General features: G+C 66.0%; 23 protein-coding genes. 15 read left to right on the plus strand and 8 right to left on the minus strand.

What is annotated here, in order from left to right:
* Window positions 1–286 precede the first annotated feature (286 nt).
* The 3 genes from UAJ10_RS25245 to erpA all read right to left on the minus strand — a co-directional run bounded on the left by UAJ10_RS25245 (window position 287) and on the right by erpA (window position 3,206).
* On the minus strand, window positions 287–1,630 hold the full coding sequence (locus UAJ10_RS25245) for an IS5 family transposase (protein WP_322918020.1): 1,344 nt from the start codon (window positions 1,628–1,630) through the stop codon (window positions 287–289).
* Between the two features lie 235 nt (window positions 1,631–1,865).
* Window positions 1,866–2,639 (minus strand): exodeoxyribonuclease III, encoded by a 774-nt coding sequence (locus UAJ10_RS25250; protein ID WP_322918022.1) that lies wholly within the window; start codon window positions 2,637–2,639, stop codon window positions 1,866–1,868.
* Between the two features lie 195 nt (window positions 2,640–2,834).
* Window positions 2,835–3,206 (minus strand): iron-sulfur cluster insertion protein ErpA, encoded by a 372-nt coding sequence (erpA, locus tag UAJ10_RS25255; protein WP_322918025.1) that lies wholly within the window; start codon window positions 3,204–3,206, stop codon window positions 2,835–2,837.
* Between the two features lie 180 nt (window positions 3,207–3,386).
* On the opposite strand from erpA, the gene dgt reads away from it, so the two are divergent.
* The 9 genes from dgt to scpB all read left to right on the plus strand — a co-directional run bounded on the left by dgt (window position 3,387) and on the right by scpB (window position 11,328).
* Entirely contained in the window at window positions 3,387–4,724 is a 1,338-nt protein-coding gene (gene dgt, locus UAJ10_RS25260) for a dGTP triphosphohydrolase (protein WP_322918027.1), read from the plus strand.
* A gap of 39 nt (window positions 4,725–4,763) precedes the next feature.
* Window positions 4,764–5,201 carry a DUF805 domain-containing protein gene (locus UAJ10_RS25265; RefSeq protein WP_322918028.1) on the plus strand — a complete coding sequence of 146 codons (438 nt, stop codon included), beginning with the start codon at window positions 4,764–4,766 and terminating at the stop codon, window positions 5,199–5,201.
* A gap of 120 nt (window positions 5,202–5,321) precedes the next feature.
* Complete coding sequence (gene argS / locus UAJ10_RS25270; RefSeq protein WP_322918029.1) at window positions 5,322–7,076, plus strand: arginine--tRNA ligase; 1,755 nt, start codon at window positions 5,322–5,324, stop codon at window positions 7,074–7,076.
* Window positions 7,077–7,080: 4 nt separating this feature from the next.
* Window positions 7,081–8,079 carry an SPOR domain-containing protein gene (locus UAJ10_RS25275; RefSeq protein ID WP_322918032.1) on the plus strand — a complete coding sequence of 333 codons (999 nt, stop codon included), beginning with the start codon at window positions 7,081–7,083 and terminating at the stop codon, window positions 8,077–8,079.
* 13 nt (window positions 8,080–8,092) lie between these two features.
* Window positions 8,093–9,127 carry a beta-N-acetylhexosaminidase gene (gene nagZ, locus UAJ10_RS25280; protein WP_322918033.1) on the plus strand — a complete coding sequence of 345 codons (1,035 nt, stop codon included), beginning with the start codon at window positions 8,093–8,095 and terminating at the stop codon, window positions 9,125–9,127.
* Window positions 9,128–9,132: 5 nt separating this feature from the next.
* On the plus strand, window positions 9,133–9,825 hold the full coding sequence (locus UAJ10_RS25285; RefSeq protein WP_322918035.1) for a site-2 protease family protein: 693 nt from the start codon (window positions 9,133–9,135) through the stop codon (window positions 9,823–9,825).
* Entirely contained in the window at window positions 9,825–10,298 is a 474-nt protein-coding gene (locus UAJ10_RS25290) for a segregation and condensation protein A (protein WP_322918037.1), read from the plus strand. Before UAJ10_RS25285 ends, UAJ10_RS25290 begins: the two co-directional genes overlap by 1 nt.
* Window positions 10,280–10,675 carry a segregation and condensation protein A gene (locus UAJ10_RS25295; protein ID WP_322918039.1) on the plus strand — a complete coding sequence of 132 codons (396 nt, stop codon included), beginning with the start codon at window positions 10,280–10,282 and terminating at the stop codon, window positions 10,673–10,675. Before UAJ10_RS25290 ends, UAJ10_RS25295 begins: the two co-directional genes overlap by 19 nt.
* The gene (gene scpB / locus UAJ10_RS25300; protein WP_322918041.1) at window positions 10,672–11,328 is read left to right on the plus strand and encodes an SMC-Scp complex subunit ScpB; all 657 of its coding nucleotides are present in this window, start codon (window positions 10,672–10,674) and stop codon (window positions 11,326–11,328) included. The genes UAJ10_RS25295 and scpB overlap by 4 nt, the downstream gene beginning before the upstream one ends.
* Here the strand turns inward: scpB and UAJ10_RS25305 are convergent.
* Window positions 11,325–11,816, minus strand: a complete 492-nt coding sequence (locus UAJ10_RS25305) for a MarR family winged helix-turn-helix transcriptional regulator (protein ID WP_322918042.1) — start codon at window positions 11,814–11,816, stop codon at window positions 11,325–11,327. The two genes, scpB and UAJ10_RS25305, sit on opposite strands and share 4 nt — an antisense overlap.
* Window positions 11,817–11,881: 65 nt before the next feature.
* Between UAJ10_RS25305 and UAJ10_RS25310 the strand changes: the two genes are divergently transcribed.
* Window positions 11,882–12,172: a DUF1330 domain-containing protein gene (locus UAJ10_RS25310; RefSeq protein ID WP_322918044.1), complete on the plus strand. Its 291-nt coding sequence runs from the start codon at window positions 11,882–11,884 to the stop codon at window positions 12,170–12,172.
* 20 nt (window positions 12,173–12,192) lie between these two features.
* On the opposite strand, the gene UAJ10_RS25315 is transcribed toward UAJ10_RS25310, so the two are convergent.
* On the minus strand, window positions 12,193–12,657 hold the full coding sequence (locus UAJ10_RS25315; protein ID WP_322918046.1) for a HEAT repeat domain-containing protein: 465 nt from the start codon (window positions 12,655–12,657) through the stop codon (window positions 12,193–12,195).
* 190 nt (window positions 12,658–12,847) lie between these two features.
* On the opposite strand from UAJ10_RS25315, the gene UAJ10_RS25320 reads away from it, so the two are divergent.
* Window positions 12,848–13,516 (plus strand): SCO family protein, encoded by a 669-nt coding sequence (locus UAJ10_RS25320; RefSeq protein WP_322918047.1) that lies wholly within the window; start codon window positions 12,848–12,850, stop codon window positions 13,514–13,516.
* Between the two features lie 63 nt (window positions 13,517–13,579).
* Here the strand turns inward: UAJ10_RS25320 and UAJ10_RS25325 are convergent, their stop codons facing one another.
* Both UAJ10_RS25325 and UAJ10_RS25330 read right to left on the minus strand, forming a co-directional pair.
* A complete protein-coding gene (locus tag UAJ10_RS25325) occupies window positions 13,580–14,692 on the minus strand; it encodes a branched-chain amino acid ABC transporter substrate-binding protein (protein ID WP_322918049.1) in 1,113 nt (370 codons plus the stop codon).
* A 39-nt stretch (window positions 14,693–14,731) separates the two neighbouring features.
* Window positions 14,732–15,853: a branched-chain amino acid ABC transporter substrate-binding protein gene (locus UAJ10_RS25330; protein ID WP_322918051.1), complete on the minus strand. Its 1,122-nt coding sequence runs from the start codon at window positions 15,851–15,853 to the stop codon at window positions 14,732–14,734.
* Window positions 15,854–16,046: 193 nt separating this feature from the next.
* Here UAJ10_RS25330 and gor point away from each other — a divergent pair, with 193 nt between their 5' ends.
* From gor to UAJ10_RS25345, 3 genes are all read left to right on the plus strand, one after another.
* Window positions 16,047–17,402 carry a glutathione-disulfide reductase gene (gene gor, locus UAJ10_RS25335; protein ID WP_322918053.1) on the plus strand — a complete coding sequence of 452 codons (1,356 nt, stop codon included), beginning with the start codon at window positions 16,047–16,049 and terminating at the stop codon, window positions 17,400–17,402.
* 59 nt (window positions 17,403–17,461) lie between these two features.
* On the plus strand, window positions 17,462–18,112 hold the full coding sequence (locus UAJ10_RS25340; RefSeq protein WP_322918054.1) for a protein kinase family protein: 651 nt from the start codon (window positions 17,462–17,464) through the stop codon (window positions 18,110–18,112).
* A gap of 194 nt (window positions 18,113–18,306) precedes the next feature.
* The gene (locus UAJ10_RS25345; RefSeq protein WP_322918055.1) at window positions 18,307–18,771 is read left to right on the plus strand and encodes a hypothetical protein; all 465 of its coding nucleotides are present in this window, start codon (window positions 18,307–18,309) and stop codon (window positions 18,769–18,771) included.
* Here the strand turns inward: UAJ10_RS25345 and UAJ10_RS25350 are convergent.
* Entirely contained in the window at window positions 18,763–19,977 is a 1,215-nt protein-coding gene (locus UAJ10_RS25350; protein WP_322918056.1) for a hypothetical protein, read from the minus strand. The two genes, UAJ10_RS25345 and UAJ10_RS25350, sit on opposite strands and share 9 nt — an antisense overlap.
* Window positions 19,978–20,420: 443 nt before the next feature.
* Here UAJ10_RS25350 and UAJ10_RS25355 point away from each other — a divergent pair, with 443 nt between their 5' ends.
* The gene (locus UAJ10_RS25355) at window positions 20,421–21,359 is read left to right on the plus strand and encodes an aspartate carbamoyltransferase catalytic subunit (RefSeq protein ID WP_322918057.1); all 939 of its coding nucleotides are present in this window, start codon (window positions 20,421–20,423) and stop codon (window positions 21,357–21,359) included.
* The last annotated feature ends 46 nt before the right edge of the window (window positions 21,360–21,405 follow it).

Genomic DNA, 21,405 nt, shown 5'->3' on the forward strand with positions numbered 1-21,405 from the left:
TATATTTTCTTGCGGTGCGATTTTTATTGATGGCGACGGTGTTCTGGGCTAAGTTGCATTCTGCGGTTGGGAGACTTGCTGTAGCAGGTCGCTGGGGCTTTGTGCTCCTCCCGGCCGCCTTCCGCCTGGTGGGCAAATGTATCTTCTATATCTGGATGACTCAGGCGCGGTGGGAAACGCTTCGGATAAGCATATAATTTTGGCTGGTATTAGCGTTCCTGAAAAGAAGCCCCATTGGCTCTCTAACGAGCTAGACAGTCGCCCGTGAAGAATGGCCCTGACCGGTTCAATTTGAGCTGATCAGGGTCATTTCGTTTTGGATTTGGAGAGCGCAGAGCAGGGCACGCCAAAGGTCCTGGAACCACCTGACGAGGAGGTGGAAGTTGAAGCCAGCGGCTGCGAGGACGGCATTGATACGGTCGCCGTGGCGTCCCTTGAGGTAGTTCCGTCCCATGCGGTGCTCGGCCTTGAGGTGGCCGATGATGGGCTCGATGGCGGCGCGGCGCTTCATCTCCCGTTTGATGGCGGTGGTAGTCCTGCGGACCTGGCCTGTGATCCAGACCTTGAACTTGTTGGGATGGTCATGGCCGCGATAGCCCCTGTCGACGTGGACGCGGTCCGGCTCGCGTCCAGTGTTGGCTTTGATGTCGGCGACGGCCTTGGCCAGGGTGTGGCCGTCGAAGGGGTTGGTGTGCAGGGCCTGGGCGTGGAGGACGAAGAGGCCGCCCTTGGGCTTGGTGATGGGGACGGCGACGCTGACCTTGCAGCCGAACTCGTAGGGGGCGCGGGCCTTGCCCTTGCCGATGCATTCGACCTCGGGGGCGTGGAGGGAGTAGACTTTCTGCCCGCGCTGGCGCTGGGTCTGCATGCTGACCTTGATGGCCAGGTCACGTAAGGGGCCGTAGCGGGCCAGGAGGTCTGGGGCCTTGGCGGCGACCTTGCGGTTGATGTCACAGATGAGGCGGCCCAGACGGGTGCGCAGGAACTTTAGTTCCCGGTTGGCGCGCTTGTGTTGGTGGGCGTGGGTGTAGCGGCCGACCATGATGGCGGCCTTCTTGGCCACGCGCAGATAGCTCTGGCGCAGCGTGAGGCCGTTGTCCTTGGCGAAGGCGACCAGCTTCTCGATGGCCTTGTGGGTCAGGCGGGCGTCGGTGGGGTGGGCGACGGCCTTGGGCTGGACGGTGGTGTCCACCGCCACGCGCGCCAAGTCGCGGGTGCTGAGCGCGCCGGTGGCCTGGGCCACCCGCAGGCTCTCCTGGATCAGCGCGGCCAGCCGCTCCTCGCCCAGGCGCTGGCGCCAACGGGACAGCGACGACCGGTCGAAGGGCAGGTCGTGGCGGAAGACCTCCTCGCCGCAGAAGAACTGGAAATAGGGGTTCTCCGCCCAGCGGGCGGTCAGCACCTCATCCGACAGGTTGTGCATGTGCTTCAGGATCAGCAGGCCCGCCATCAGCCGGACCGGCAACGGCGGCTGGCCTGGTCCGCCGCCATAGACCCCACCCAAGCGCTGTTCCAGAAAGCCCCAGTCGATCTTGCCCGACAGCACCACCAGTGGGTGCTTCAGGTCGATGATCTGGTCCAGGGCTGGACGCAGAAGGTCTTTCTGTCGGGTGTCCCGGGGTCGTGACATGGCCTGTTCCCACCGCTGTTCACAGGGGGAATCGAATCACGAAATGGCCCAAAAGGGGATCTCCAAATTGCAAGAAAGCGGAGGCCAAGCCCCCTCTTTCCTGCAAATTCGATTACAGCACTACCAGCCAAACACCATGGTCGGCCAACGGCTTAGAAATCATTCACGGGCGACTACAAAACCCGGCTCAGGTTGTAACTGCACGCCTTGTCGCCAAAAGCATTCTTGAAACTAGTTAGATTGCCAGTTCCAACACCACCGGCGTGTGGTCCGACGCCTTTTCCTTGCCGCGCGGGCCCTTGTCGATGGCGCAGCCCACCAGGCGGTCGGCGGCCTGGGGCGACAGCAGGAAATGGTCGATGCGCAGGCCGTTGTCGCGCGGCCAGGCGCCGGCCTGGTAATCCCAGAAGGTGAAGGCGCGCTCGGCGTCGGGGTGCACGGCGCGGAAGGCCTCCACCAGGCCCAGATGGGTGATCTCACGGAACTTGGCGCGGGTCTCGGGCCGGAACAGGGCGTCGGTGATCCAGGCGGCGGGGTCGTAGACGTCGCGGGCCTCGGGGATGACGTTGTAGTCGCCGCCCAGGACGAAGGGGATCTCCCGCGCCAGCAGGCCGCCGGCGTGGGCCTTCAGCCTGTCCATCCACCGCAGCTTGTAGGGGTATTTCTCCGTGCCCACAGGGTTGCCGTTGGGCAGGTACAGGCTGGCGATGCGGACGCCGCCCACCGTCGCCTCGACATAGCGGGCCTGCTCATCCTCCGGCTCGCCCGGCAGGCGGGTGATGACGTCTGTGGGTTCCTTACGCGACAGCAGGGCGACGCCGTTGTAGGCCTTCTGCCCCACCACGGCGCAGTGATAGCCCAGGTCCTGGAAGGCCTGCAGCGGGAAGGCGCCCGTCTCGCACTTGATCTCCTGGAACAGCACGACGTCCGGCTTGGCGCTGTCCAGCCACTCGGTCACGTTGCCTAAGCGGGCTTTGACCGAGTTCACGTTCCAGGTGGCGATGCGCATGGGAAGGCTCTCATCAGGCGGCGGTTTCGGCGCACCTTAGAGGGAAGCCAAGCCCAAGGCGAGGGGCTTGCTACGATGGCCCGGTCGCCGTTCCCCTCCCCCTAGGACGCGACCGCGTCCGCCGGAACGAGCACCGCAGGGCGCAGCGAGGATAGCCAAGCGGCCGGATGGCCGCGCCGGCGCCTGAGGCCCGACTTAAAGCGAGAAACTCTGCCCGCAGCCGCAGGAGGAACTGGCGTTGGGATTGTTGACCTTGAAGTAGGACCCGGCCAATTCCTCGACGAAGTCCACCTCGGCGCCGGCCAGCAGGTCCAGCGAGGTGTCGTCCACCACCAGCCGGGCGCCGTCGCGCTCGAACACATGGTCGTCCTCGTTCAGGGCGGCGTCGAAGCTGAAGCCGTACTGGAAGCCGGAACAGCCGCCGCCGGACACGGACAGGCGCATCATGACGTCGGGCCCGCCCTCCATCTCCGCCAGCTTGTGCACGCGCTTGGCGGCGCTGGCGCTCAGGCTCATGGCGCGCGGGGGAGGGGGGACGGTATCGGCGGCGATGTCGGTCATGGTCATCGACGGGTGTCTTTCCAGTTGTGGAATGCGCCCCCCGCGCCCACGTACCTGTTGAAAAGGCGACTGGACAGGGGCGGCGTTCCTCTGTAACGCCCGTAGTATGTAGGCGCTCCGAACGGTTCCGTCAAAGGACCAGGAACCATTCGGCGCCCGCACCGGTCTGGCATGAGGTATGCGGCGATGATGAACTGGAACAGCCTGCTGTCGCGCAAGCGCCTGGCCAAGACGACGGCCGACGCGGAACTGCCGCACCGCAGCGCCTATGAGATCGACATCGACCGTATCACCTTCACCACCAGCTTCCGCCGCCTGGCCGACAAGCAGCAGGTGCACGGCATCGGCGGGTCGGATTACGTCCGTTCCCGCCTGACACACTCCATGGAGGCGGCGCGGGTGGGGCGCTCGCTGGGCATGTGGGTGGGGCCGGCCATCCTGCGCAGCGTGGACTATGAGGTGAAGGCGACGCCGGCGGACATCGGCCATGTGGTGGCCGCCGCCTCGCTGGCCCACGACGTGGGCACCCCCTGCTTCGCCCACACGGGCGAGGACGTGATCTCCGACTGGTTCGCCGACAGCGACATCGGCCGGCGCATCCGCGCGGGCCTGGGCGATGTCGAGCAGGCGGAGCTGTGCAAGTTCGAGGCGAACGCCCAGGGCTTCCGCGTGCTGACCCGGCTGCAGGGCTGGCGCGGCGTGGGCGGATTGCAACTGACGGCGGCGACGTTGGCGGCGGGCGCCAAATACCCTTGGGGGGTGGAGGTGCCGGACGGGCCGGTGAAACGGCCGCACAAGCGCAAGTATGGCTTCTTCGAGAGCGAGCAGACGGTGTTCACGGAGGTCGCCGCGGAGGTGGGTCTGGTGGAAAAGGGGCCGGGCGCCTGGTGCCGCCACCCGCTGGCCTATCTGGTGGAGGCGGCGGACGACGCCTGCTACCACGTGGTGGACATCGAGGACGCGGCCAAGATGCGCATGCTGAGCTTCCAGCATGCCGAGGATCTGCTGCTGGCCTTCATCCGCGACGATACGTCCAAGGATTGGGAGGCGGACTACAAGACCCTGGAGGATGAGGACCGCAAGCTGATCTTCCTGCGCGCCCAGGCCATCGACCGGCTGGTGCGCGACGCGGCGGAGATTTTCCTGGACCGGCTGCCGCAGCTGATGGCCGGCGAGTTCTGCCATCCCCTGCTGACCCTGTCCGCGCGCGCCTCCGCCCTGCGCAAGATCGAGCAGGTGAGCCACGAGCGCATCTACCGTGGCCAGCAGCGCTGCGAGACCGACATCATCGCCGCCCGCACCATCACCACCCTGCTGGACGCCTATGGCGAAGCGCTGCTGGACCGGGAGAAGCTGGGTCCCGGCGCCAAGCTGCCGCGCCGCTGGGCCTCGCTGCTGGAAACCATGCCGGAGTCGCGTCAGCTGCCTTATGAGCGCGCGGCCTGGGTGCGCGGCCTGCTGGACTACGTCGCGGGCATGACCGACCGCTTCGCCATCCGCCAGGCGCAATTGATCGCCGGGTAGCTCTATTCCACCTGCGAAACTCAAGCGATCCGAGGATGCATGGAGGATATCATCGAGGGCGTCAACGTATCGTCTTTGCGGCGAGCGCCCTTTACTTGGTCTTGGTTCTTGCTGTCGTTCAATGGGCGAATTTCACGTGGGGAGTTTTGGCTGAAGTTCCAGATACCTGGACTCATCCTTGGTGCTTTGGTGATTTTGCTCGTTCTTAGCACGGCGGATAGCGCGGTATTCCTCCGTGGCGGGCCGGGAAACCCGTTCCCTCCAGCGGTTGGCGCGCTGTTGATGGTTATCTCCGTGGCGAGTTGGTGGCCGAGCCTCGCCGTCTTGGTCAAACGCTGTCACGACCGTAATCGAAGCGGCTGGTTCATGCTGGTCTATTTGATTCCCTTCGTTGGTGGGCTCTGGCTCTGCATCGAACTTGGCTGCCTCCGGGGGACGCCGGGCGCCAACCGCTTCGGAGCCGATCCATTGTCCTGATGAACCCAGCCCGTCCAACTCCGCCCGTGACCTGCACCGCAGGAACCTTGTATGGTGCCCCGCCGCCGGTCACCATGGCCGGCGAGCGTGTCCCTATTTGGATTTGCCGGTTCTAACGCCATGAACGTCTACAAGGAATTCGAAGCCCTGGTCCGCCGCGCGCTGGAGGCCCTGGCGGCCGACGGCGGCATTCCCGCCGGGCTGGACCTCTCCCGCGTGACGGTGGAGCCGCCGCGCGAGGCGGCGCATGGCGACATCTCGACCAACGCCGCCATGGTGCTGGCCAAGCCGGCGGGCAAGCCGCCCCGCGCCATCGCCGAGGCGCTGGCGCCGCATCTGCGCGCCCTGCCGGACGTGACCGAGGTCACCATCGCCGGCCCCGGCTTCGTCAACCTGCGCGTGGCGCCCAGCTACTGGCGCGCGCGCCTGGCCGACGTCCTGACGGCCGGCGTGGGCTTCGGCGCCAGCACCATCGGCAACGGCACCCGCGTGAACGTGGAATACGTCTCCGCCAACCCCACCGGCCCACTGCACGCCGCGCATGCTCGCGGCGCGGTGGTGGGTGACGCCCTGGCCGCCCTGCTGGAAAAGGCCGGCTACGACGTCACGCGGGAGTATTACATCAACGACGCCGGCGCCCAGGTGGACGTCCTGGCCCGCTCCACCCATCTGCGCTATCGCGAGGCGCTGGGCGAAGAGGGCATCGAGATTCCGGCCGGCATGTACCCGGGCGAATACCTGAAAGACGTGGGCCACGCCCTGGCCCAGCGGGACGGCGCCAAATGGCGCGACCTGCCGGAGGAGGAGTGGCTGGCCCCGGTGCGTTCCTTCGCCATTGACCAGATGATGGCCGGCATCAAGGAAGACCTGGCGTCCCTCAACATCCATCACGACCTGTTCAGCAGCGAGCGCGCGCTGGTGGACAGCGGTGCCGTGGACCATGCCTTCAAGGCCCTGGAGGATGCCGGCCTGATCTATGTCGGCGTGTTGGAGCCGCCCAAGGGCAAGAAGCCCGATGATTGGGAGCCGCGTCCCCAGACCCTGTTCAAGGCCACCCAGTTCGGTGACGACGTCGACCGCCCGCTGAAGAAGTCCGACGGGTCGTGGACCTATTTCGCCAACGACATCGCCTACCACTACGACAAGTACCGGCGCGGCTGCCCGGTGCTGATCGACGTGTGGGGCGCCGACCACGGCGGCTATGTGAAGCGCATGGCGGCGGCGACCAAGGCCATTTCCGACGGCAAGGCCGCGCTGGACGTGAAGCTGTGCCAGCTGGTGCACCTGTTGCAGAATGGCGAGCCGGTGAAGATGTCCAAGCGCGCCGGCACCTTCGTCACCCTGCGCGACGTCATGGACGCCGTGGGCCGCGACGTGGTGCGCTTCATCATGCTGACCCGCCGCAACGACCAGACGCTGGAGTTCGACTACGCCAAGGTGACAGAACAGTCCAAGGACAACCCCGTGTTCTACGTGCAGTACGCCCATGCCCGCTGCCGCTCGGTCCTGCGCCAAGCCGCCAGCCTGCACGCCGACTGGGATCTGTCGCGTGAGGCGCTGTCGGCCGTGTCCTTCGACGGCCTGGCCTCCACGGCCGAGGTGGACCTCATCCGCCTGATGCTGAACTGGCCGCGCACGGTCGAATCGGCGGCTGAGGCGCATGAGCCGCACCGCGTCGCCTATTACCTGCAGGATCTGGCCGCCGCCTTCCACGGCTTCTGGAACCAGGGCAAGGACGACGCCACCCTGCGCTTCATCATCAAGGGCGATGACGCCCTGACCCGGGCCCGCCTGGCCCTGGTGACGGCGGTGTCCCTGGTCATCGCGTCCGGCCTCGCCATCATGGGCGTGGTGCCGGCCGAGGAGTTGCGCTGATCCCATGAGCGACATGCACGACCATCACGGCGACCCCGACTACGACTATGATCCCGGCTATGACTGGCAGGGGCGGCGTCAGCCGGCGCCCCGCCGGCGCGGACTGCTGAGCCTGGGCGTGGTGGTGGCCGCCGTCGGCAGCTTCGGCGGGCTGATCTACTTCGTCTATACCCAGGGCCAGCGCGCGGGGACGGAGGCGGTGGCCCCCATCATCCATGCCGACCCCGGCCCGACGAAGGTGAAGCCGGAGACGCCGGGCGGGATGGACGTGCCCAACCAGGACCGGCTGATCTACGACCGGCTGCGCGCCGACACCAAGACGGATCCGGGCGTGGAGCGTCTGTTGCCCCCGCCGGAAGCGCCCATGGAACGGCCTACGGCCCCGCCGCCCGCCGCCCAGCCCGCGCCGCAGCAGGCGCCCCAGGCCGTTGCCCAAGCTCCTGCCCAGGTGCCGGCGCAAGCCCCGGCCGCCCAACCGGCGGCCCCGGCTGCCCCACCGCCCACCGTGCTGCCCCCGACGACGCCCGGTACCACCGCCCCGAAGCCGGTGACGGCGGCGCCAGTTCCGGCCGCCAAGCCGCCCGCGCAGCAGCAGGCGGCGCAGGCCAACGCGCCCACGCCGCTGGCGCCGCCGACGGCGCAGCCGGCTCCTCAGCCGGTGGTGCCCAAGCCGGTGGCCGCCGCTCCGGTCACGCCCACGCCCAAGCCGGCGGAAAAGCCGGTGGCCCCGCCGGCCGCGGCCCCCGCAAGCCCGGGCGGCGGGTCGGTGAAGCTGCAGTTCGCCTCCATCCCCTCCGAACCGCAGGCGGAGGCGGAAATGCAGCGCATCCAGCGCAAGCACGCCGCCATCCTGGGCGGCCTCAGCCTGCGCCTGGTCAAGGCGGACCTGGGCGCCAAGGGTATCTATTACCGCGTCCAGGCGGGCCCCATCGACGAGGCCCAGGCCAAGCGCATCTGCGAGGCGGTGAAGGCGGCCAAGGACGGCTGCATCCCCGTACATTAAGGCGGTGCTTGCGATGACCACCCCCACCATTCCAGCGGCCGTCATCTTCGGCTGCGCCGGCCCCGTCCTGACCGAGGCGGAACGGGCGCTGTTCACGGCGGCCAATCCCCTGGGCTTCATCCTGTTCAAGCGCAATTGCGAGACGCCGGAGCAGGTGATGGCCCTGACGGCCGCCCTGCGCGACAGCGTGGGCCGGCCCGACGCGCCCATCATGATCGACCAGGAGGGCGGCCGCGTGGCCCGCCTGCGTCCGCCACACTGGCCCTCCCTGCCGCCGGCCGGCCGCATCGGCGCCATCGCCAATGACGACCTGGCCAAGGAGGCCGCCTGGCTGCACGGCCGGCTGCTGGCCGCCACCCTGGCGCCGCTGGGCATCGACATGGATTGCGCCCCGGTGGCCGACGTGCCGCAGGCGGGCGCCCACGACGTCATCGGCGACCGCGCCTTCGGCCGCGACCCGGCCCGGGTCGCCCTGCTGGCGGGCGCCCAGGCTGAGGGCCTGCTGGCCGGCGGCGTCCTGCCCATCGTGAAGCATTTGCCCGGCCATGGCCGCGCCCTGGCCGACAGCCATAAGGAACTGCCGACGGTGACGGCGGACTTGGCGACGCTGGAGGCGGTGGACTTCGCCCCTTTCAAGGCCCTGTCCGACCTGCCGGCGGGCATGGTGGCCCACATCCTGTTCACCGCGGTGGATGCCCAGCATCCCTCCAGCACCTCGGCCCTGGTCATCACCAGGATCGTGCGCGGGTTGATCGGCTTCGACGGGCTGTTGTTCAGCGACGACCTGGACATGCAGGCCCTGTCGGGCACGGTGGCGGAGCGTGCGGCCGCCGTGGTGGCCGACGGCTGCTGCGACGTGGCCCTGCACTGCAACGGCACGGTGGAGGACATGGCCGCCGTGGCCGCCGTGGTGCCCCGCCTGTCGGAACAGGCACGGGAACGCTGGGCCCGGGCCCAGGCCCGCCGCCCGAATGGCGTCGCCGCCGACGCGGCCACCGTCGCCGCCTGGCGCGCGCGCCTCATCGACCTTGCCGGTAACTGGGACTGACCCCTTTGGACACCTCAATTCAGGAACTGATCGTCCGCCTTTCCGTGATGGCCATCCCCATGGTGCTGGCCATCACCCTGCATGAGGCGGCCCACGCCTGGGTGGCGTGGAAGCTGGGCGACGACACCGCCTATAGCCAGGGGCGGGTCAGCTTCAACCCGGGCAAGCACATCGACCCCATCGGCACCATCCTGATGCCGGCCTCGCTGTTCCTGTTCACCGGCTTCGTCTTCGGCTGGGCGAAGCCCGTACCCGTCACGCAAAGCCGGCTGCGCCGCCCGCGCCGCGACATGGCGCTGGTGGCGCTGTCCGGGCCCGGCATGAACTTCCTGCTGGCCATCGTCTTCGCCCTGCTGCTGCACACCCTTTTCCTGCTGCCGGCCTCGGTGGCGGACTGGGTGGGCCAGAATTTCGTGGCCGGCATCCAGATCAACCTGATGCTGGGGGTGCTGAACATGCTGCCCTTCCCGTCGCTGGACGGCGGCAAGGTGCTGGAGCAGTTGCTGCCCTACCGCCAGGCGCAGTGGTTCGCGGCGCAGGAGGTGCGGGGCAACATGATCCTGCTGACGATTTTTTTCCTGCTGCCCTACCTTTTCAATAAGATGGGCCTGTCGGCCTACGACCCCTACATGTGGCTGGTGCGGTGGCCGACCAGCGGCTTGTGGAACGTGATCGCCACGGTGACGGGACTGAGCTGATGGCCGACGCGCGGGGCCCGGATGAGGACTGGAGCGCCGCCCCCGCCCTTGAGCCGGCGGGCGAGGGGGAGCCCGCGTTGCTGGTCGATCTTGGGGAATTCGAAGGCCCCATCGACCTGCTGCTGACCCTGGCCCGCGACCAGAAGGTCGACCTCACCCGCATCTCCATCCTGGCCCTGGCCGAGCAGTACCTGGCCTTCGTGGAAGAGGCGCGGCGCCTGCGGCTGGAGGTGGCGGCCGATTACCTGGTGACCGCCGCCTGGCTGGCCTATCTCAAATCCCGCCTGCTGCTGCCCACGCCCGAGACGGAAGAGCCGACGGGCGAGGAACTGGCCCAGGCCCTGGCCTTCCAACTGCAACGGCTGGAGGCCATGCAGAACGCCGCCGCCCGCCTGATGGCCCGGCCGCGCCTGGGCCGCGACGTCTTCCCCGGGGGGCGCCCGAGGACCTGCCGGTGTTCGAACGGCGGGTGACGGAGGTGACGCTCTATGATCTGCTGCGCGCCTATGGCGACATCAAGCGCCGGCAACAGAAGACCGGTCCGCTGCACCTGCCGCCGGTGGATCTGTTCACCATCGAGGACGCCATCCGCCGGGTGGAGGCCATGCTGGGCCGCCTGCCGGACTGGACCCGCCTGGACCGTTTCCTGCCACCGGACTGGCGCGGCGGCGGCACCAGCCGGGAGGACAAGCTGAAGGCCCGGTCCGCCCTGGCGGCGACCTTCGTCGCCACCCTCGAACTGGCCAAGGCCGGCCAGCTGGAGGTGCGGCAGGACGGCACCTTCGGCCCCCTGTACGTCCGCCGCACCGATACGCCCGCCGCACCGCCGATCCCGGATAAAGAGCCATGACCGCCGAAACCGTCATAGAGGCGCCTGCCGAGCTGGAAGAGGGCTTCGACCGCCGCGCCGAACAGTTGCGCCTGGTGGAGGCGGTGCTGTTCGCCTCGGCCGAGCCGGTGGAGGAGGCCGCCCTGGCCGCCCGCCTGGGCGAGGGCGCGGACCTGCGCGGCCTGCTGGACGAGTTGCAGGCCCATTACAGCCATCGCGGCGTGCATCTGGTGGCGGCCGCCGGCCGCTGGGCCTTCCGGACGGCGCCGGACCTGGCGCCCCTGCTGCAGCGGGAAACGGAGGTGACTTCCCGCTTGTCCCGCGCCGCGGTGGAGACGCTGTCCATCATCGCCTACCATCAGCCGGTGACCCGGGCGGAAATCGAGAGCATCCGTGGCGTGGCCACCAGCAAGGGCACGCTGGACATCCTGATGGAAGCGGGCTGGATCAAGCCGGGCCGCCGGCGCGAGACGCCGGGCCGGCCGCTCACCTGGCTGACCACCCCGGCCTTCCTGGATCATTTCGGTTTGGAATCGTTGCGCGACCTGCCGGGCGTGGACGATCTGCGAGCCGCCGGCCTGTTGGACGCCCGCCCCGCCATCACCACCCTGTTCTCCCGCGGTGGCGATGACGCCGCCCTGCCGCGGGCGGTGGAGGACAGCGCGGAGGATTAGGGCAGGGGTTGTCCGGCGTCCTCAAGGGTGTTGGGCGCCAGGGGCTCCACGGCAACGGCCAACTCCGCCATCGCCCGCCTCAGCAATTGAAGTTGGTTGTCGCCCAGGCGCTGCGACAGTGTCGCCTGAGCGTGCCTCCATACCGGAAGAGCCTCGGACAGGAGATGGCGTCCTGACGCCGTGAGGCTGAGCCGCTTGCCGCTACGGCCGCGTCCGCCCTCGGCCTTGACCCAGCTCCGCTTTTCCAGGGTCTGGATATTGCGGCTGAGGGTTGTCGTGTCCACTCCCGCGCTGAGCGCGAGTTCAACCAATGTGGCGCCCTCGGCCGCGCCAATTCCCACCATCAGGCTGAATTGCTCGGCCGTCAGCCCCAGGGGCCTGAAGCAGGCGTTGTGATAGCGCGTGATCGCCCGCGCGGTCGCCCTGGCCTGGAAGCCCGGACATTCCGCCGCGATGGCCCGGAAGGCGCCCCGATCAACGTCGTTCATTCTGCAATGGCCCCTGTACAATCCCGCGCCGCCATATAATGTATATGCACTATTAGGAGATCTCCATGCCCGCTTACGTGCATATCCATCTACGCATCATCGATCCCGCCAAGCAGGCGGCGCTCGCCCCCCGCTTCCAGGCCGCCTTGCAGGAGGCCGGCGGACGGATCCTGTACTTCGGCCGCGTCGCGCAGGTGCTTGAGGGTGACGACATGCCGCTGCCGATGGCGGGCGTGCTGGAGTTTCCGACGCTGGCCCAAGCGCTGGCGTTCTATGAGTCCGAGGCCTACGCCCCGATCAAGGCGGAACGCCGGGAAGCCCAGCAAGCGACGATGTTCGTTGTCGAGGCCGCCTGATCGCCGGCGCGGGGGCGTCTTTATCGAGCGCTCGCCTCGCAGGCGGCGACGGCCTCGGCCACCATCTGGTCCACCTCCTTGTCGCCGGTGGCCTTCAGCCAGCCGCGCAGGGGCTTGATCAGGTCGGGATGGGCGCACAGCGCCGCCGCCTCGAACACGGTGGGGTAGATGCCCTCGGCGCTCAGCGCTTCCAGCACATGGGGGCGGGCCAGGTCGCCGTCGCGTTGGGCCAGGGCCACCAGCGCCTCGGCACGCACGCTGTCGTCCTCATCGTTCAGCGCCTGGACCAGGGCGTCGCGCACGGCCTTGGTGTCCACCTCCGACTGGCCCAGCAGGAACACCGCCCAGTCGCGGTTGGCGGCGTCGGGGTCCTTGAAGAAGGACAGCAGGCGCTTGACCGTGGCCGTGTCGTCCGCCTCGATCTCCACATCCTCGTCGACCAGATCCCGTAGGAAGTCCGCCGGCGGCATGTAATCCTTGGCCATTCGCGTGTCCTTTTCTCACCGTGCCCGGATGGGCCGTCCCCTTGGTCGGCGGGCCCGTCGACCGCAGGGGATAGTCGGGCGGGGCCACCCTTGTAAAGGGCGCATCGGTCGGGTGGGAAGGGTGCTGAACCTTGACCTGGCGCGCGGTCGGGTTCCAAATGGCGGGCCCCTGGGTTGCCTTGAGCCTGCCATGCCCCACCAGCCCCCGTCCCAACGCTTCGCCGTCCTGCGCTGGGCGGGCCCCATCCTGGTGCTGGGTGCCGTCGCCATTGGCGCCTGGGGCGTCATCGGCCGGCCGTTGACGACGCCAAGACAGGACGGTGTGACCAGCCTGGCCGCCATCGGTGGCCCCTTCGCCCTGACCGACCAGGACGGCAGGGCGGTCACGGACAAGACCTATGCCGGCAAGGTCCTGATGGTCATGTTCGGCTACACCAACTGTCCCGACGTCTGCCCCACGGGCCTGGCCTCCATGAGCGTCATCCTGGACGGCCTGGGGCCGGACGCCGACCGGGTCCAGGGCCTGTTCATCACCGTCGATCCGGCGCGCGACACCACGGCGGTGCTGAAGGACTACATGTCCAATTTCAATCCGCACATCGCGGCGCTGACCGGCACGGCCGAACAGGTCGCCCAGGCCGCCGCCAGCTACAAGGTGGAATACCGCAAGGTATCGACCGACGGCACGCCGCTGCCCCCCGACGCGCACCCGGCCGACTACGGCATGGACCACAACGCCGCCATCTTCCTGATGGACCCGGCCGGCCACCTGAAAAGCACCATCAACCCCTTCGAGCCGCCGACCACGGCGGAGGGCAAGGTGCGCCATGCCCTGGGGCTGCCGGTGGCGACCGACTGACAAGAAAAAGGCCGCCACCCGGCTGGGGCGGCGGCCTTTCCATGATGCAACGCCAGACGATCACTATTTGGCCAGCGGGGCGTAGGCGCCGTTGTGCCAGGCGTAGATGACGTAGTCGTTCTGCTTGCGGTCGCCCTTGGCGTCGTAGGAGACGGGCCCGACGGCGGTCATGAATTCCTGGCCGCTGTGCAGGACGGCGGCCACCTTCTTGGGGTCGGTGCTGCCCGCCTTGGCGGCGGCCTGGGCCCAGACCTGGACGGCGGCGTAAGAGTAGAGCGAGAAGATGTTGGGTTCGCCGCCATTCTTGCGGAAGCTCTCCAGCGCCTCCTTGGCGGCGGGGCTCTGCCGCACGTCGGCGTTGTAGGCCATCATGACGCCTTCGCCCATGGCGCCGGCGGTGGTCCAGAATTCATCGCTGGCCAGGGTGTCGCCCGCCAGGAAGGCCGCCTTCAGGCCGGCGGTGCGCGACTGGCGCACCAGCAATCCGGCCTCGGGGTACAGACCGCCGTAGAACACGGCGTCCACGTCCGCCGACTTCAGGCGCGTGACCATGCTGCTGAAGTCCTTCTCGCCCGCGGTCAGGGTGCCGTTCAGGGCCACGGCCACGCCCTTGGCCTTCAGTGTGGCGCGCACGGCGTCGGCCAGGCCCTTGCCGTAGGTGGTCTGGTCGTCGACGATGGCGATCTTGCCACCCTTGTAATGCTCGGCCAGATAGGCGCCGATGACCTGGCCCTGCTGGTCGTCCCGGCCGCAGGTGCGGAACAGCGTGTCCCATCCCTGGGCGGTCAACTCCGGACTGGTGGAGCTGGGGGTGATGACGATGACGCCCTCGTCGGCGTAGACCTGGGCCGCCGGCATGGTAGTGCCGGTGGTCATGTGGCCCATGACCATGGCGACGCGGTCCGTGACCAGGCGGTTGGCGGCGGCGACCGACTGCGTCGGCTCCCCGCCATCATCCACCGCGTCCACCACCAGCTTCTGCCCCAGCACGCCCCCCTTGGCGTTGATGTCGGCCACGGCCTGGTCGGCACCCCGGCGCAGCTGGGTGCCCACCGCTGCCAGGCGGCCGCTGAGCGGAACACCCACACCGATCTTGATGTCCGCCAAGGCGGGAAGGCTGATCGACAGCAGGGGCAGGGCAAGGACGGCGGCACGCGCGAAGGAAGGGACACGCATTGAACTGTGATTCCTGAACCGAGGGAAGGCTAATTCACACTACTTGACCTCGGTATAGGATCCATCGCGCCATTGGTAAACTGTGTAATCGGCAGTGGTGCGATCTCCTTTTGCATTGAAGGAGAGGGGGCCGATCACAGTCTGGAAGCTGCCTTTGTGCAAGGCGTCGGCCACCTTGGCCGGGTCCGTGCTCTTGGCCGTGGTCACCGCCTGGGCCCAGGCCTGCACGGCGGCATAGGAATAAAGGGTGTAGGCCTCCGGCTCGTAATTCTGGGCACGGAAGCTTTTCACAACCTCTGCCGCCACGGGCTGCTGGCGGTAATCGGCGCCGAAGGTGTTCAACACCCCGTTGCCCATGGCGCCGGTGATGTTCCAGAACTCATTGGAAACGATGCCGTCGCCCGCCATGAACTTGGCCTTCAGGCCTTTTTCCGCCATCTGGCGCACCAGCAGGCCGGCTTCGGTGTGCAGGCCGCCGAAATAGACGAAATCGACCTGCGCGTCCTTCATGCGGGTGATGACGGAGGACATGTCGCGATCACCCACCGTCACCGCCTCATACACCACTTCCTTCAGGCCCAGCTTGGCCAGGGCGGCGCGGGTGGCGTCCGCCAGGCCCCGGCCATAGGTCGTCTGGTCCTGCAGGATGCCGATGCGGGCCTTGGGGAAATTCTTGGCGATGTACTGGGCCGCCACCTCGCCCTGCTGGTCGTCGCGCCCGCAGGTGCGGAAGGTGGTGTGGCTGCCCATTTCCGTCAGCTGCGGATTGGTCGAGCCGGGAGAGATCTGGACCACGCCTTCCTCGGAATAGACCTTGGCGGCGGCGATGGAGACGGCGGAGTTGTAATGGCCGATGACGGCCACCACGCCCTGGGTGATCAGCTTGTTGGCCGCGGCCACGCCTTGGCTGGGGTTGCTGGCGTCGTCCGCCTGGATCAGCACCACCTGCTCGCCCAGCACACCGCCCTTGGCGTTCAGGTCCTTGATCGCTTGCTCGCTGCCCCGGCGCAACTGCTCACCCACCACGGCGTTGGGGCCGGTCAAGGGCGCGCCCAGGCCCAGCTTGATCTCGGCGCGGGCGGCACCCGCCGTCAGACCCGACGCCCCCAGGCCCGCCACCATTATCGCCACCGCCGCGACGCGGCTCTTCATGCGCACCATGCCACCATCCCCCATTCCCAGTGCCGGCGGCCCCATGCCTACGCCGGGCCCACCCTGTTCGAGGTGCAGGGTAGCATGCGCCCGGCGACACAATTCCACCGCGTCGCCATCCCTTGCGCGGAATGGGAAAAGATACGACATCTGGGCACACCCGTTCGTGCAACACCCCCCTTCCATCACAGGGAATTCGGCCATGGCCGCCTATGACTACGACCTTTTCACCATCGGCGCCGGCTCCGGCGGGGTGCGCGCCAGCCGAATCGCGGCCGGGTACGGCGCCCGCGTGGCGGTGGCGGAGGAACGGTACCTGGGGGGCACCTGCGTGAATGTCGGCTGCGTGCCCAAGAAGTTCCTGGTCTACGCCGCACAGTACTCCGCCGGTTTCCAGGATGCCGCCGGCTACGGCTGGGACGTCGAAGCCCGGGACCATGACTGGCGGCGCCTGATCGCCAACAAGGATGCGGAGATCACCCGGCTGAACGGCGTTTACCGCCGCCTGCTGGAGAATGCCGGCGCCACCATCTTCGAGGCCCGTGCCACCATCGTGGACGAGCACACGGTGGACGTGGGCGGCAAGCGCGTGACGGCGGAGCGCATCCTGATCGCCACCGGGGGCTGGCCGGAACTGCCGGAGAAGCCCGGCGTGCGCGACTACGCCATCACCTCCAACGAGGTGTTCCACCTGGACAAGCGCCCCGAACACATCGCCATCGTCGGTGCCGGCTACATCGCCACGGAATTCGCCGGCGTGTTCAACGGCCTGGGATCCCGCACCACGCAGATCTACCGGGGCGACAAGCTGCTGCGCGGCTTTGACGAGGATGTGCGGGATTTCCTGGGTGCGGAGATGGTCAAGGCGGGCGTCGACCTGCGCCCCGGCACCACCATCGAAAGCCTGGAAAAGACGGGCCGCTGCCTGGTCGCCACCCTGTCCGACGGCACGACGCTGGAGTTGGACGCCGTGCTCTACGCCACCGGCCGCCGGCCCAACGTGCGCGGCCTGGGGCTGGAGCGCGTGGGCGTGCAGTTGAACGAGCGCGGCGCCATCAAGGTGGACGACCAGTACCGCACCACCGTGCCCAACATCTACGCCCTGGGCGACGTGACCGACCGTGTGAACCTGACGCCGGTGGCCACGGCCGAGGGCCATGTGCTGGCCGACACCCTGTACGGCAACAAGCCGCGCAGCGTGAACTATCACAACATCCCGACCGCCGTGTTCTCCATCCCCCCCGTCGCCACCTGCGGCATGACGGAGGAGCAGGCGCGCGCCGTCTATCCGGCGGTCGACATCTACCGCACCAACTTCAAGCCCATGAAGCACACCATTTCCGGCCGGGACCAGCGCATGCTGATGAAGCTGGTGGTGGACCGCGCCAGCGACCGGGTGGTGGGATGCCACCTGGTGGGCGACGACACGCCGGAGATGATCCAGGGCGTGGCCGTGGCCATGAACGCCGGCGCCACCAAGGCGGTGTTCGACAGCACCATCGGTCTGCACCCAACGGCGGCGGAGGAGTTCGTGACGTTGCGGACGAAAGCCCTATGAAACTATTGGCAGTATACTATACAATTAATTCAACCACTTTGATGGAGTGAGGGGCTAGTATGGTAGCGATTGATAATTGGACCCAACGCTGGAAGCGAGTGGAAGGGAAGGAAGTTAACCTTGGTCAAGGTGGGCAGGGTGTAGCTTTTAAGGTTGTTAGGATAGACGGTGGGGGTCAAGAATTTACCATCAAAACCCTATCAAAACAAAAGGATAAATTAAAAAGAATTCGTTTTGCCAGGGAGGCAATGGCCTTGCGAGAAATAGAAGGCCAGTCAGGCGTGCCAAAGTTTATTGAGACCAACATAGATCCAGAGATTAGTGATAATAACCCATATATCATATATGAATATATCCACGGAAGGACTTTGTCTGAGGAAATATCCGAGCAAAAGATAACAAACAAACTTGGTTTACATTACGCTCAAAAGATAGCATTATCACTGGCAGATACTGTTAGTCGCTTGCACAACAAAGGAGTGTATCACAGAGACATAAAGAGCGATAATATTATTGTTAATAATGATAGCGTCTACTTAATTGATTTTGGCCTATGTTTCTGTGATTTCGATGAATCAGATGAACGGACTCCAATTGATGAAGAAGTTGGAAACCGATTTTTGCATTTGCCAGAATTAAAGCAAGGGGAAAAAAATGTTTTCCTGAATCAGATACCGCGTTTATATGTGGGGTATTTTTCTATTGCTTAACTGGAATTCAGCCAAAAAATTTACTCCACAAAGGAGATTTGCGCCACCAGCAGGAAGACGCAGTTGCTGCCCTGGAGAACTTGTCGCTCTCCCCTAATCAGTTATCTAGGCTGAATAGAATATTTCAACGAGGCTTCCAAAATGACTACAGGATTCGCTGGAATAGCGCAGCTGAGCTGTATTCGGAGATTGAAATGACTACGAGTCTTGACGGTGAGCACCCAAATCGAGATCGCGAAACTGATATTAGAGAAATTCGCAGGCGAATGGAGGCGGATCGCAATATATCTTCAGTGATGTTAAGTCACAAAAAACTGTTTGATGACGCAATTTCCAGGTCAGCTACTCAAATACAAAGAGAGATGAATGATATTTTGCATTATGGAGATATGAATGAATTAGATTTATCTGGAAATCATAATAGATTTACTGTATTTATGTGGCCTCTTCATAAAAGAGACCGCAGAGTCGATTCTTATTTTGATCTTCGGCATGCTAATGGAGTTATTGAAGTTATGGCGTCAACAAATAAATCAAAAAATAACATTATTATATTGCGTGCGCCAATCGAGGGTTTTAACGATTGGCTCCAGATTGAAGAAAAAGCTCGGCAGTTTCTTGTGGATCAAATTTACCGAATGACTTCCGATCTAGCTTGAGATATTATGGAATTTAAATTCCGGGCGCGGTCTATTCGCAGCCAGGCCGGCTTCCACCAGCTGGGCCAAGCCTGGCACCATTTCCTGGCGTAGCCAATCCAGCTTTTGCCCTGGGGCGCCCCGGCCAGCGGTGGGGAAGGCGCGCTTCCAGCCGCCCAGCTTCACCGCCAGGCCGCAGCACAGGGCGCCGACGCCGGTGTGGTGCGCCTCGATCTCACGGCGCATGGCCTGGAAGCCCTCGGCCGACAGATCGTCCCACAGCTGCCGCGTCATGCGGTCGAAGCTGCGGAAACATCCTTCCAGCTGGGTCATGATGGTGTCCAGGCTGGTATCCACCGTGGTGATCAGGCGCTGGGCGGCACTGTCGGTTTGCACCAGGGGGGCACGCTTCAGATCCGCCAGCCAGCGGCCGAATTCTTCCAGCAAGGCGTGGGCGCCGTCCCGGCAGCTGCGGAAATAGGCGACCGACAGGAAGATGTCGCCGTACTGCGCCAGGAATTCCGGAATCTCGGTCAGTTTCAGGCCCAGCCGCCCGGCGATGTGCCGCAGGTTGGCCAGCGTCTCCGCCCGGTCGGGGCTGGAAAGCAGGGCCGTCAGGTCGCCCATGTTCTCAACCCGCGCCGCCTGCTCGCCATAGACGCGGCGCAGCAGGGGGCGGGTGAAGCCCTGCATGTAATGGGTCAGCTCCTCCTGCTTTTCCGGGGATAGCACCAGGTGCTGGTGCTCATCCACCGCGATGCCCAGGGCGCGCAACTCGATGCGCAGGGAATAGACGTCGAACGACGCCACGGCGCCCAGTTTCAGCAGCAGGGCCATGTCGCGGTCCAGCGACGCCTTGTCGGCCGCGAATTCCCGCCCCAGGCCCTCGATCTGGATCAGGCCCGTGCCGGCGCGGGCGTCGCGGAACAATTCCACCATCGTTTCCAGCCGCGCCGTCTTCACCAGGCGCGCGCGCTTCAGCCCGGTCACGGTCAAGGGCAGCAGATGCAACGGCAGCAGGTGCAGGGCGTCGGTCTCATCCGACCAGGCGGCGGTATCACGAACCGGGCGGTCGGCGGCGGCGTGGGAGATGCCGTCGGCGCGCGGCGGCTCCAGCATGACCGGGCGCAGCGGCATGACCCGGGGCAGGGCAGACGGCGGCGGAGGGGGCGGCGGTGACGCCATGGGGTCGGCGCCCGGGGGCGCATCCTGGACTGCAAGCGGCATATGGTCGTCCTAGAAGCCGTAATGCGGTCCGTCACCCGAATTGGACGGCCGATGGAAAGGGCGGAGCAGGGCTGCCACCCTGTTTCCATCGATCAGCATAAATCCAATTGAGTACTAGTAAAGTACTAACTGGATGGGTCGGGCGAGCGCGTGGCGCGTTTTCTCTATTTTTAGTCAGATTTGCAAGAATTACATCAAATCCAATATAACTATTCGTCACAATTCATCGTTCCCTGTCGGGAAAGGGGCCCCCTCGGCATGGTTAAAGCGGCCGATGGCCAAGGATGTGATCGGCCGCCCTGTGGCGCCGCCCCGCGTCCGTCGCCGGGCAGCCATCCCGTTCTTGCCTGTGGGCGGCGGCGGGGCCATAGTCCCGCCCCGATACGGCGGCGCCATCCGTACGGGGGGCGTATCCGTCCCCCTCTGACCGCCCTAGGGATCCCATGCGCTTTCCGCACCGGCACCTGCTTGGCATCGAAGGCCTGAGCCAGGCCCAGATCAACACCATCCTGGATCTGGCCGACACCTACGTCGAACAGAACCGCAGCCCCAACAAGAAGTCGGACGTGCTGCGCGGCAAGACGGTGGTGAACCTGTTCTTCGAGAACTCCACCCGCACCCGCACCAGTTTCGAGCTGGCGGCCAAGCGGCTGGGCGGCGACGCCATCAACATGTCGGTCGATGGTTCCAGCGTGAAGAAGGGCGAGACCCTGCTGGATACCGCCACCACGCTGAACGCCATGCACCTGGATGTGCTGGTGGTGCGCCATCCGGAGTCGGGCGCGGTCAAGCTGCTGGCCGACAAGGTCAACTGCGCCGTCATTTCCGGCGGTGATGGCGCGCACGAGCATCCGACCCAGGCCCTGCTGGACGCCCTGACCATCCGCCGCAACAAGGGGCGGCTGGACGGCCTGACCGTCACCATCTGCGGCGACATCCTGCACAGCCGCGTCGCCCGCTCCAACATCCAGCTGCTGAACATCATGGGCGCGCGCGTGCGCGTGGTGGCGCCGCCCACCTTGCTGCCCCGCGCCATCGGTGAGCTGAGCGTGGAAGTGCACCACGACATGGCCACCGGCCTGAAGGACGCCGACATCGTCATGATGCTGCGCCTGCAGCTGGAGCGCATGCAGGGCCAGTTCGTCCCCTCGGTGCGGGAGTACTACCGCTTCTTCGGCCTGGATTATGAGAAGCTGGCGGCGGCCAAGCCGGACGCCCTGATCATGCATCCCGGCCCCATGAACCGCGGGGTGGAAATCGACAGCCTGGTGGCCGACGACATCAACCGCAGCGTCATCCTGCAGCAGGTGGAACTGGGCGTGGCCGTGCGCATGGCCTGCCTGGATCTCCTGACCCAGCACGGCCGCAACGACGCGGCCTGACGCCGCCGTCCCGTCTCCGCCCCGTCTTCGCCTCTCGCTCTTCCGG

It is taken from the genome of Nitrospirillum guaranorum, assembly GCF_034653275.1.
In the GTDB taxonomy this organism is placed as follows: Bacteria; Pseudomonadota; Alphaproteobacteria; order Azospirillales; family Azospirillaceae; genus Nitrospirillum.

What these genes read in the sequence shown, in the direction of transcription:
- UAJ10_RS25265 (WP_322918028.1), top strand. Translation starts at nt 4,764, where the DNA reads ATGGAGGATATCATCGAGGGCGTCAACGTATCGTCTTTGCGGCGAGCG.
- UAJ10_RS25315 (WP_322918046.1), bottom strand. Translation starts at nt 12,657, where the DNA reads ATGGCCAAGGATTACATGCCGCCGGCGGACTTCCTACGGGATCTGGTC.
- UAJ10_RS25340 (WP_322918054.1), top strand. Translation starts at nt 17,462, where the DNA reads ATGGTAGCGATTGATAATTGGACCCAACGCTGGAAGCGAGTGGAAGGG.
- UAJ10_RS25275 (WP_322918032.1), top strand. Translation starts at nt 7,081, where the DNA reads ATGAGCGACATGCACGACCATCACGGCGACCCCGACTACGACTATGAT.
- argS (WP_322918029.1), top strand. Translation starts at nt 5,322, where the DNA reads ATGAACGTCTACAAGGAATTCGAAGCCCTGGTCCGCCGCGCGCTGGAG.
- UAJ10_RS25355 (WP_322918057.1), top strand. Translation starts at nt 20,421, where the DNA reads ATGCGCTTTCCGCACCGGCACCTGCTTGGCATCGAAGGCCTGAGCCAG.
- UAJ10_RS25250 (WP_322918022.1), bottom strand. Translation starts at nt 2,639, where the DNA reads ATGCGCATCGCCACCTGGAACGTGAACTCGGTCAAAGCCCGCTTAGGC.
- UAJ10_RS25325 (WP_322918049.1), bottom strand. Translation starts at nt 14,692, where the DNA reads ATGCGTGTCCCTTCCTTCGCGCGTGCCGCCGTCCTTGCCCTGCCCCTG.
- UAJ10_RS25245 (WP_322918020.1), bottom strand. Translation starts at nt 1,630, where the DNA reads ATGTCACGACCCCGGGACACCCGACAGAAAGACCTTCTGCGTCCAGCC.
- UAJ10_RS25350 (WP_322918056.1), bottom strand. Translation starts at nt 19,977, where the DNA reads ATGCCGCTTGCAGTCCAGGATGCGCCCCCGGGCGCCGACCCCATGGCG.
- UAJ10_RS25320 (WP_322918047.1), top strand. Translation starts at nt 12,848, where the DNA reads ATGCCCCACCAGCCCCCGTCCCAACGCTTCGCCGTCCTGCGCTGGGCG.
- UAJ10_RS25330 (WP_322918051.1), bottom strand. Translation starts at nt 15,853, where the DNA reads ATGGTGCGCATGAAGAGCCGCGTCGCGGCGGTGGCGATAATGGTGGCG.
- UAJ10_RS25305 (WP_322918042.1), bottom strand. Translation starts at nt 11,816, where the DNA reads ATGAACGACGTTGATCGGGGCGCCTTCCGGGCCATCGCGGCGGAATGT.
- UAJ10_RS25290 (WP_322918037.1), top strand. Translation starts at nt 9,825, where the DNA reads ATGGCCGACGCGCGGGGCCCGGATGAGGACTGGAGCGCCGCCCCCGCC.
- dgt (WP_322918027.1), top strand. Translation starts at nt 3,387, where the DNA reads ATGATGAACTGGAACAGCCTGCTGTCGCGCAAGCGCCTGGCCAAGACG.
- nagZ (WP_322918033.1), top strand. Translation starts at nt 8,093, where the DNA reads ATGACCACCCCCACCATTCCAGCGGCCGTCATCTTCGGCTGCGCCGGC.
- UAJ10_RS25310 (WP_322918044.1), top strand. Translation starts at nt 11,882, where the DNA reads ATGCCCGCTTACGTGCATATCCATCTACGCATCATCGATCCCGCCAAG.
- scpB (WP_322918041.1), top strand. Translation starts at nt 10,672, where the DNA reads ATGACCGCCGAAACCGTCATAGAGGCGCCTGCCGAGCTGGAAGAGGGC.
- gor (WP_322918053.1), top strand. Translation starts at nt 16,047, where the DNA reads ATGGCCGCCTATGACTACGACCTTTTCACCATCGGCGCCGGCTCCGGC.
- erpA (WP_322918025.1), bottom strand. Translation starts at nt 3,206, where the DNA reads ATGACCATGACCGACATCGCCGCCGATACCGTCCCCCCTCCCCCGCGC.
- UAJ10_RS25345 (WP_322918055.1), top strand. Translation starts at nt 18,307, where the DNA reads ATGACTACGAGTCTTGACGGTGAGCACCCAAATCGAGATCGCGAAACT.